Origin of the sequence: Pantoea sp. 18069, assembly GCF_902706035.1 — a bacterium.
Classification (GTDB): domain Bacteria; phylum Pseudomonadota; class Gammaproteobacteria; order Burkholderiales; family Burkholderiaceae_C; genus Comamonas.
Window position 1 is genome coordinate 1 of record NZ_CACSJA010000125.1, and the last position, 425, is coordinate 425.

At 55.8% G+C, this 425-nt stretch carries 1 protein-coding gene; it reads right to left on the bottom strand.

Annotation, left to right across the window (positions count from 1 at the left end):
* Nucleotides 1-127: 127 nt before the first annotated feature.
* A partial coding sequence (locus tag GVL12_RS25855) for a hypothetical protein (RefSeq protein WP_235033991.1) occupies nt 128-425 on the bottom strand: 298 nt, incomplete at its 5' end.

Below are 425 nucleotides of genomic sequence, written 5' to 3' on the forward strand. Positions count from 1 at the left end.
GTAGGGGACGCCGGTGTCCAACGAAGCCCACGGCCAGGGCCATCGCTACGTCGAGGAATTGGGATAGCTGCATTCGCCTGCACGACATCGACCACTCCAGCTCCATGAACACAAGATAATTTTGACGTCATTCAAAGTAGCCCTTGGCTACGAGAGTTGTCCAAGCATCCCGCTCGGACTGGGAGTCTTCGCGACCGCTTAGCCAGTTTGCATACGCTGGCAAATCGAACGTCACAAGCTTGAATCGATCTGTGAATTCTCCCAGCACGGCTGCTGTAACTGCCTGCTCAGGACGCCAATGCGAAGCCTCACGTCCATCGAGCGATAGCCAGTCGTCTAGGCTTTCATACCACAGATGCGCGATGAGCCCGGTAGAATTCAGCTGAGCGAACATGCGCATTCTTGAGAGCCGTGCCCTGTACCAC